Origin of the sequence: Streptomyces anandii JCM 4720, from assembly GCF_014650655.1 — a bacterium.
Lineage (GTDB): Bacteria > Actinomycetota > Actinomycetes > Streptomycetales > Streptomycetaceae > Streptomyces > Streptomyces anandii.
On sequence record NZ_BMVJ01000018.1, the window covers coordinates 44,155 to 51,389 of the forward strand.

Genomic DNA, 7,235 nt, shown 5'->3' on the forward strand with positions numbered 1-7,235 from the left:
CTCGTCGTCGAAGTACTGGACCGGCGGGGACTTCATGAAGTAGGAGGACGCCGACAGGATCGGGCCGCCGATGCCGCGGTCCTTGGCGATCTTCGCGGCGCGCAGGGCGTCGATGATGACACCCGCGGAGTTCGGGGAGTCCCAGACCTCGAGCTTGTACTCCAGGTTCAGCGGGACGTCACCGAAGGCGCGGCCCTCGAGGCGGACGTAGGCCCACTTGCGGTCGTCGAGCCAGGCCACGTAGTCGGACGGGCCGATGTGGACGTTCTTCTCGCCGAGGTCCCGGTCGGGGATCTGGGAGGTGACGGCCTGGGTCTTGGAGATCTTCTTGGACTCCAGGCGCTCGCGCTCGAGCATGTTCTTGAAGTCCATGTTGCCGCCGACGTTCAGCTGCATCGTGCGGTCCAGGATGACGCCCCGGTCCTCGAACAGCTTCGCCATGACGCGGTGCGTGATGGTGGCGCCGACCTGGGACTTGATGTCGTCGCCGACGATCGGGACGCCCGCCTCGGTGAACTTGTCGGCCCACTCCTTGGTGCCGGCGATGAAGACCGGGAGGGCGTTGACGAAGGCGACCTTGGCGTCGATGGCGCACTGGGCGTAGTACTTCGCCGCGTCCTCGGAGCCCACGGGCAGGTAGCAGACCAGGACGTCGACCTGCTTGTCCTTGAGGACCTGGACGACGTCGACCGGCTCCTCGGCGGACTCCTCGATGGTGAGGCGGTAGTACTTGCCGAGGCCGTCGAGGGTGTGACCGCGCTGGACCTTCACACCGGTGGAGGGCACGTCGCAGATCTTGATGGTGTTGTTCTCGGAGGCGCCGATGGCGTCCGCGAGGTCGAGGCCGACCTTCTTCGCGTCGACGTCGAAGGCGGCGACGAACTCGACGTCACGCACGTGGTAGTCGCCGAACTGCACGTGCATGAGGCCCGGGACCTTGGAGGCCGGGTCGGCGTCCTTGTAGTACTCGACGCCCTGCACCAGCGACGCGGCGCAGTTGCCCACGCCGACGATGGCTACGCGAACCGAACCCATTGGCGGTTGCTCCCTGTGTGTACTCGGTGAAGCCCCGGCGGGACCTCACGTGGCGGTGTCGCCGGGCGTATCCGGCCGGGAGGGCATCCCGGGCCGGGGCAGGCCGCCCGTCGTTCCATTGGTGGTGTCCTGCTGAGCGGTTCCCCCGGGGGCGGAACCCTTGAGGTCCCGGCCCGCCCGCTCGCTCTCGATGAGCTCGTTCAGCCAGCGCACTTCGCGCTCCACGGACTCCATTCCGTGGCGCTGGAGCTCAAGCGTGTAGTCGTCGAGGCGCTCCCGGGTGCGCGTCAGCGAGGCGCGCATCTTCTCCAGGCGCTCCTCGAGCCTGCTGCGGCGGCCCTCGAGCACGCGCATGCGCACGTCGCGCGAGGTCTGCCCGAAGAAGGCGAAGCGCGCGGCGAAGTGCTCGTCGTCGTAGGCGTCGGGACCGGTCTGGGAGAGGAGCTCCTCGAAGTGCTCCTTACCTTCCGCGGTCAGCCGGTAGACGATCTTGGCGCGGCGTCCGGCGAGCGGGGCGGCCAGGGCGTCCTCGGTGGTGTTCCCCGGTTCCTCCGTCAACCAGCCGCTCGCGACCAGCGTCTTGAGGCAGGGGTAGAGCGTGCCGTAGCTGAACGCACGGAACACACCCAGTGATGTGTTGAGTCGTTTGCGCAGCTCATAGCCGTGCATCGGGGATTCGCGGAGCAGGCCGAGTACGGCGAACTCCAGGATCCCGGAACGCCGGCCCATCGTCGCCTCCTCTCTGCCGCGATCCGGGCGGCGGGGCCACTCCGGATGCCGTGAACGGTCTTTATGTCGTGCTGATGTATCGACTCGATACATCAGCACGATAGAACGGGCCCCCGGATGCGACAAGGGGGACGAGGGTGAACGGGATCACATCACCGATTCGCTGGAGGCAACTTGCCTGATTTGGGGTGAACTTCTGTGCTCGGCGGGTTTTGACGGTGCGTAGTCTGTGCGCCATGCACACCACCGGGAACCGAGTGACGCCGGGGGACGTCCTCGTCCCCGGTGCAGTACGGGTGAATGCGCGACCGACCACATCCGTACTTCGGGGGGACCGGAAACCAGCCGCCGTTTCCAGGCGCGCAAGGGTGCGCCTGCCCGAGGAGTAGTCGTTCGATGAGCGAGCACCGTCGCAAACCGCCGCAGCCGCAGGGAGGCGGACGTGCCGCGGCCCGACGCGGCCAGTCCGGTTCGTCCTCCGGCCGCCGTGCGGCACCGCGAGGCGCCACCGGGTCTCCAGCCGACTCCTATGGGACCGGTTCCTATGGGTCGGGTGCGTATGGCGCGGGAGGCGAGGAGCGCCCCTACGGCAGCAGGGCCGAGGCCCGGCGTGCGGCACAGCGGGGCGGAGGCCGGCGCAGAGCGGCCGAGCCCGGCGGCCCCGGCGGCCCGAACGGGCCGGGACGCGGCAGGGGACGCCCGGCGCCGCCCGGCAAGAAGCGCTTCATCGACTACCCGCGCGCGGGCAAGTACGGCTGGCGGCGCTGGATGCCGTCCTGGAAGCTCGTGACGGGCCTGTTCATCGGCTTCCTCGGCAGTCTGGTGGCCGTGGCGGGCATCGGCTACGCGATGGTGTCCGTGCCGAACGTCGCCCAGGCCGCGACGGCGCAGAACAACGTGTACTACTGGTCCGACGGCTCCGAGATGGTCCGGACCGGTGGCGAGGTCAACCGCCAGATCATCAACCTCTCCGACATCCCCAAGGCGATGCAGTACGCCGTCGTCTCGCAGGAGAACAAGACCTTCTACACCGACAGCGGCATCGACCCCAAGGGCATCGCCCGCGCGCTCTTCAACATGGCCACCGGCGGTCAGACGCAGGGTGGCTCCACCATCACCCAGCAGTACGTGAAGAACGCGCGCCTCGACGACCAGTCGCAGACGATCACCCGCAAGTTCAAGGAGATCTTCATCTCCATCAAGGTGGGGGCGACGGTCAAGAAGGACAAGATCATGGAGGGCTACCTCAACTCCGCGTACTACGGACGGGGTGCCTACGGGATCCAGGCGGCCGCGCACGCCTACTTCAACAAGGACGCCAAGAACCTGAACGCGGGCGAGTGCGCGTTCCTGGCCGCGATGCTCAAGGGCGCGACCTACTACGACCCGGCCGGCTCGGTCTCCATCGACCCGACGGCCACGCCCGACGCCAACAAGAGGCGCGCCACGGCGCAGATGCAGGACACGCTCGACAAGATGGTCAAGTACGGCCACCTGAGCGCCACCGAGCGGGCCAAGTACACGACGCTCCCGCACGTGCTGAGTCCCCGGGCCAACACCCGGCTGAGCGGGCAGATCGGTTACCTGGTCGACCTCGCCAAGGGCTATCTGATCCACAACACCAAGATCACCGCGAACGACCTCCAGCTGGGCGGTTACCGGATCTACACGACCTTCGACAAGAAGAAGGTCGAGGAGCTCAAGAACGCGGTCCAGAAGGTCCAGAAGGCGAACATCAAGCCGAAGCAGCGCCCGGACACCGACAAGTACGTCCAGTTCGGCGGGGCCTCGGTGGAACCGTCCACCGGCGCCATCAAGGCGATCTACGGCGGCGAGGACTGGACCAAGCACTTCACCAACAACGCCGACGCCACCGGCGCGCAGGTCGGCTCGACCTTCAAGCCGTTCGTGCTGGCGGCGGCCATGCGGGACGGTGTCCGCAACCCGAACGGCGACCCGACGCAGGCCCAGGACGAGCGCACCCAGGTCTCCCCCAAGAGCCGTTTCAGCGGCCAGAACAAGCTCAAGATCAAGGAGTACAACGGGTCCGTCTGGAAGAACGAGAAGGGCGAGGAGTGGCTCCAGACCAACGACGGCGGCGAGTCGTACGGCACCCCGCCCAGCTACATGATCGATCTGCGCGAGGCGATGCGTGAGTCGGTGAACTCCGCCTTCGTGCAGCTCGGCATGGACGTGGGCCTGGACAAGGTGAAGCAGGCGGCGCTGGACGCGGGTCTGCTGCAGAGCAGCCTGACCGGCACCACCTACCCGTCGTTCTCCATCGGCATCTCCGACCCCAGCGCCATCCGCATGGCGGGCGCGTACTCGACCTTCGCCGCCAGCGGCAAGCAGAACGATCCGTTCTCGGTCACGAAGGTCGAGAACAAGGACGGCCCCATCTACGAGCACAAGAGCGCGACCAAGCAGGCCTTCACCGCCGCGGTCGCCGACAACGTCACCGACGTGCTGAAGACCGTGGTCGACAAGGGCACGGGCACCAACGCCCAGCTGCCCGGCCGTGACGTCGCCGGCAAGACCGGTACCACGGACGGCAACAAGTCGGCCTGGTTCGTCGGCTACACCCCGCAGCTGTCCACCGCGATCAGCATGTTCCGGATGGACGACAACGCGAACAACAAGTCGCGCACGTTCCTGAAGATGTACGGCACGGGCGGCCAGAAGAAGATCCACGGTGCCTCGTTCCCGGCCCAGATCTGGCACGACTACATGCTGCAGGCCCTCCAGGGCCAGCCGGCGCAGTCGTTCGAGCCCCCGACTCCCATCGGCGAGATCGTCAACGCGGCCCCGAGCCCGACGCCCACTCCCTCGGCCACCCAGAGCCAGCAGACGAGCCCGACGCCGTCGCCCACCCCGAGCCTGACCCAGCCCAGCCCGACACCCACACCCTCCAAGTCGAACTGCGGCTTCTTCGGCTGCGCCGACACCGGGGGCCAGACGGGCAACGGCGGCACCGACGGAGGCACCACGCCCACGCCCTCGCCCACCGACACGGGAGTCAACGGTGGTAGCAACACCGGGACCACCCGCGGCAACGGCAATGGCAACGGAGGCGGAGGGTTCTTCGGAGGCACCGGCAATTAGCCGCCCTACCGCCCGAGGAGGGTGTTTCACGTGAAACATGGGCCGCCGCACCGACCAGGTGCGGCGGCCCACGGCGTTTTCCCAGCCGCGTACGGCAGGATGTCGGCATGCCCAGTGCTGAATCGACGCCAGCGAGCGTGCACGAACCCGAGCCGGTGCGGCCGACCCGGGAGGACAAGGTCGCCGCGGCCGGCAGCGAGCTGATCGGCGGCCCCATCGGCCGGCGCGCCCTGCTCGGGACGTCCTGGTGGACGCCGGTGCGGGTCGTCGCGCTCGTGGCGATCGGCATGTTCGCCCTCGGCCTGGTGCAGAAGGCCCCCTGCTACCACAGCGCCTGGTTCTTCGGCGCGAGCTCGCAGTACACCAAGGCCTGCTACTCGGACATCCCGCACCTGTACCAGGGGCGTGGCTTCGCCGACGGGCTGGTGCCCTACTTCGACAAGCTCCCCGGCGACATGCCCTACCTCGAATACCCGGTGCTGACCGGTGTGTTCATGGAGGTGGCCTCCTGGCTCACCCCGGGCAGCGGCAGCATCCAGCACCAGGAGCAGTGGTACTGGATGGTCAACGCCGGGATGCTGATGGTGTGCGCCGCCGTCATCGCCGTCTGCGTGACCCGTACGCACGCACGTCGGCCCTGGGACGGACTGCTGCTCGCGCTGGCGCCCGCCTTCGCGCTGACCGCCACCATCAACTGGGACCTGCTGGCGGTCGCCCTGACGGCCGCCGCGATGCTGATGTGGTCCCGCGGCCGCTCCCTGGCCTTCGGCGTCCTCCTGGGGCTCGCCACGGCCGCCAAGCTGTACCCCGTCTTCCTGCTCGGCCCCCTGTTCGTGCTGTGCTGGCGCGCGGGCAAGTGGCGGGACTTCGGCAGGGCGCTGTCGGGCGCGGTCGTCGCCTGGCTGGTGGTGAACCTGCCGGTGATGGCCTTCGCCACCGACGGCTGGTGGCAGTTCTACAAGTTCAGCCACGACCGGGGCGTCGACTTCGGCTCCTTCTGGCTGATCTGGGCGCAGAACACGAGCAACCCGCCCAGCACCGACTTCGTCAACACCACGGCCACGCTCCTGGTGGTGCTGTGCTTCCTCGGTATCGCGGCGCTGACGCTGACCGCACCGCGCCGGCCGCGCTTCGCGCAACTGGCCTTCCTGGTGGTGGCGGCCTTCATCCTCACCAACAAGGTCTACTCACCGCAGTACGTCCTGTGGCTGGTCCCGCTGGCCGTGCTGGCCCGGCCGAAGTGGCGGGACTTCCTGATCTGGCAGGCGTGCGAGGTGGCGTACTTCCTCGGCATCTGGATGTACCTCGCCTACACGACCAGCGGCGAGGCCCACAAGGGCCTGCCGACCGACGGCTACCACTGGGCCATCGTCGCCCACCTGGTGGGAACGGCCTACCTGTGCGCGGTCGTGGTGCGGGACATCGTCATGCCGGACCGGGACGTGGTGCGCCGGAGCGGGGACGACGATCCCTCGGGCGGGGTGCTCGACGGCGCGGAGGACGTCTTCGTACTCGGCGCCGCGGCCCATCCGCCGCGCCACGCCGCCCACTTCGATGGTCCTCAGGTGGAGTGGGGCGGCCGGGGTCCGGGCTCCCCGGAAGACGGTTCGCTCTGAGCGAACGCCTCTTTCGGCAGGGCGTGTGCGACATGCCTTGCGCGGAAGGGCTCGTACGCGAAAGGCCGTACACGGTGCCTGCCGTGTACGGCCTTTCGCGTGCCGGGGCCGGTGGCCTCCGTCAGCGGTCCACGAGCCGGTCGTACTGCGTGGTGGTGTGCCGCAGATGGGCGACCAGTTCGTCGCCGACCTTCGGCTCCGGGGCGTCGGAGGGCACGAACAGGATGGACACCTGCATGTGCGGGGGCTCCGCGAACCAGCGCTGCTTGCCGCCCCAGACGAACGGGGAGAGGTTCCGGTTCACCGTGGCCAGGCCGGCCCGGGCGACGCCCTTGGCGCGCGGCATGACGCCGTGCAGCGCCTTGGGGGCCTCCAGACCCACACCGTGCGAGGTGCCGCCCGCCACGACCACCAGAAAGCCGTCGGAGGCGGCCTTCTGCTGCCGGTAGCCGAAGCGGTCGCCCTTGGCCACACGGGTGACGTCCAGGACGGCCCCGCGGTACTCGGTGGCATCGTGGTCCCCCAGCCACAGCCGGGTGCCGATCCGGGCCCGGAAGCGGGTCTGCGGGAACTGCTGCTGGAGCCGGGCGAGTTCGTCGGCCTTGAGGTGGCTGACGAACATCGTGTGCAGCGGCAGCCGGGCAGCGCGCAGCCGGTCCATCCAGCCGATGACCTCCTCGACGGCGTCCGACCCGTCGGTGCGGTCCAGCGGGAGGTGGATGGCGAAGCCCTCCAGGCGGACGTTCTCGATGG

At 68.6% G+C, this 7,235-nt stretch carries 4 protein-coding genes and 1 pseudogene; 2 read left to right on the forward strand and 3 right to left on the reverse strand.

Annotated elements, in window-relative coordinates; all coding sequences use genetic code 11:
* Positions 1-1,035 (reverse strand): inositol-3-phosphate synthase (locus IE249_RS26940; RefSeq protein WP_229859348.1); only part of this gene is annotated, 1,035 nt, incomplete at its 3' end.
* A gap of 45 nt (positions 1,036-1,080) precedes the next feature.
* Positions 1,081-1,764: a PadR family transcriptional regulator gene (locus IE249_RS26945; RefSeq protein WP_189708780.1), complete on the reverse strand. Its 684-nt coding sequence runs from the start codon at positions 1,762-1,764 to the stop codon at positions 1,081-1,083.
* A gap of 396 nt (positions 1,765-2,160) precedes the next feature.
* On the opposite strand from IE249_RS26945, the gene IE249_RS26950 reads away from it, so the two are divergent.
* Together IE249_RS26950 and IE249_RS26955 are read left to right on the forward strand one after the other, a co-directional pair.
* Entirely contained in the window at positions 2,161-4,866 is a 2,706-nt protein-coding gene (locus IE249_RS26950) for a transglycosylase domain-containing protein (RefSeq protein ID WP_189708781.1), read from the forward strand.
* Between the two features lie 107 nt (positions 4,867-4,973).
* Entirely contained in the window at positions 4,974-6,482 is a 1,509-nt protein-coding gene (locus IE249_RS26955; protein WP_189708783.1) for a glycosyltransferase family 87 protein, read from the forward strand.
* A gap of 121 nt (positions 6,483-6,603) precedes the next feature.
* On the opposite strand, the pseudogene IE249_RS38620 reads toward IE249_RS26955, so the two are convergent.
* Positions 6,604-7,235: pseudogene (locus tag IE249_RS38620) on the reverse strand (alanine racemase); the annotation flags it as partial.

Excerpts from the sequence above, each read along its gene's own strand:
- IE249_RS26955 (WP_189708783.1), top strand. The coding sequence starts at position 4,974 with ATGCCCAGTGCTGAATCGACGCCAGCGAGCGTGCACGAACCCGAGCCG.
- IE249_RS26945 (WP_189708780.1), bottom strand. The coding sequence starts at position 1,764 with ATGGGCCGGCGTTCCGGGATCCTGGAGTTCGCCGTACTCGGCCTGCTC.
- IE249_RS26950 (WP_189708781.1), top strand. The coding sequence starts at position 2,161 with ATGAGCGAGCACCGTCGCAAACCGCCGCAGCCGCAGGGAGGCGGACGT.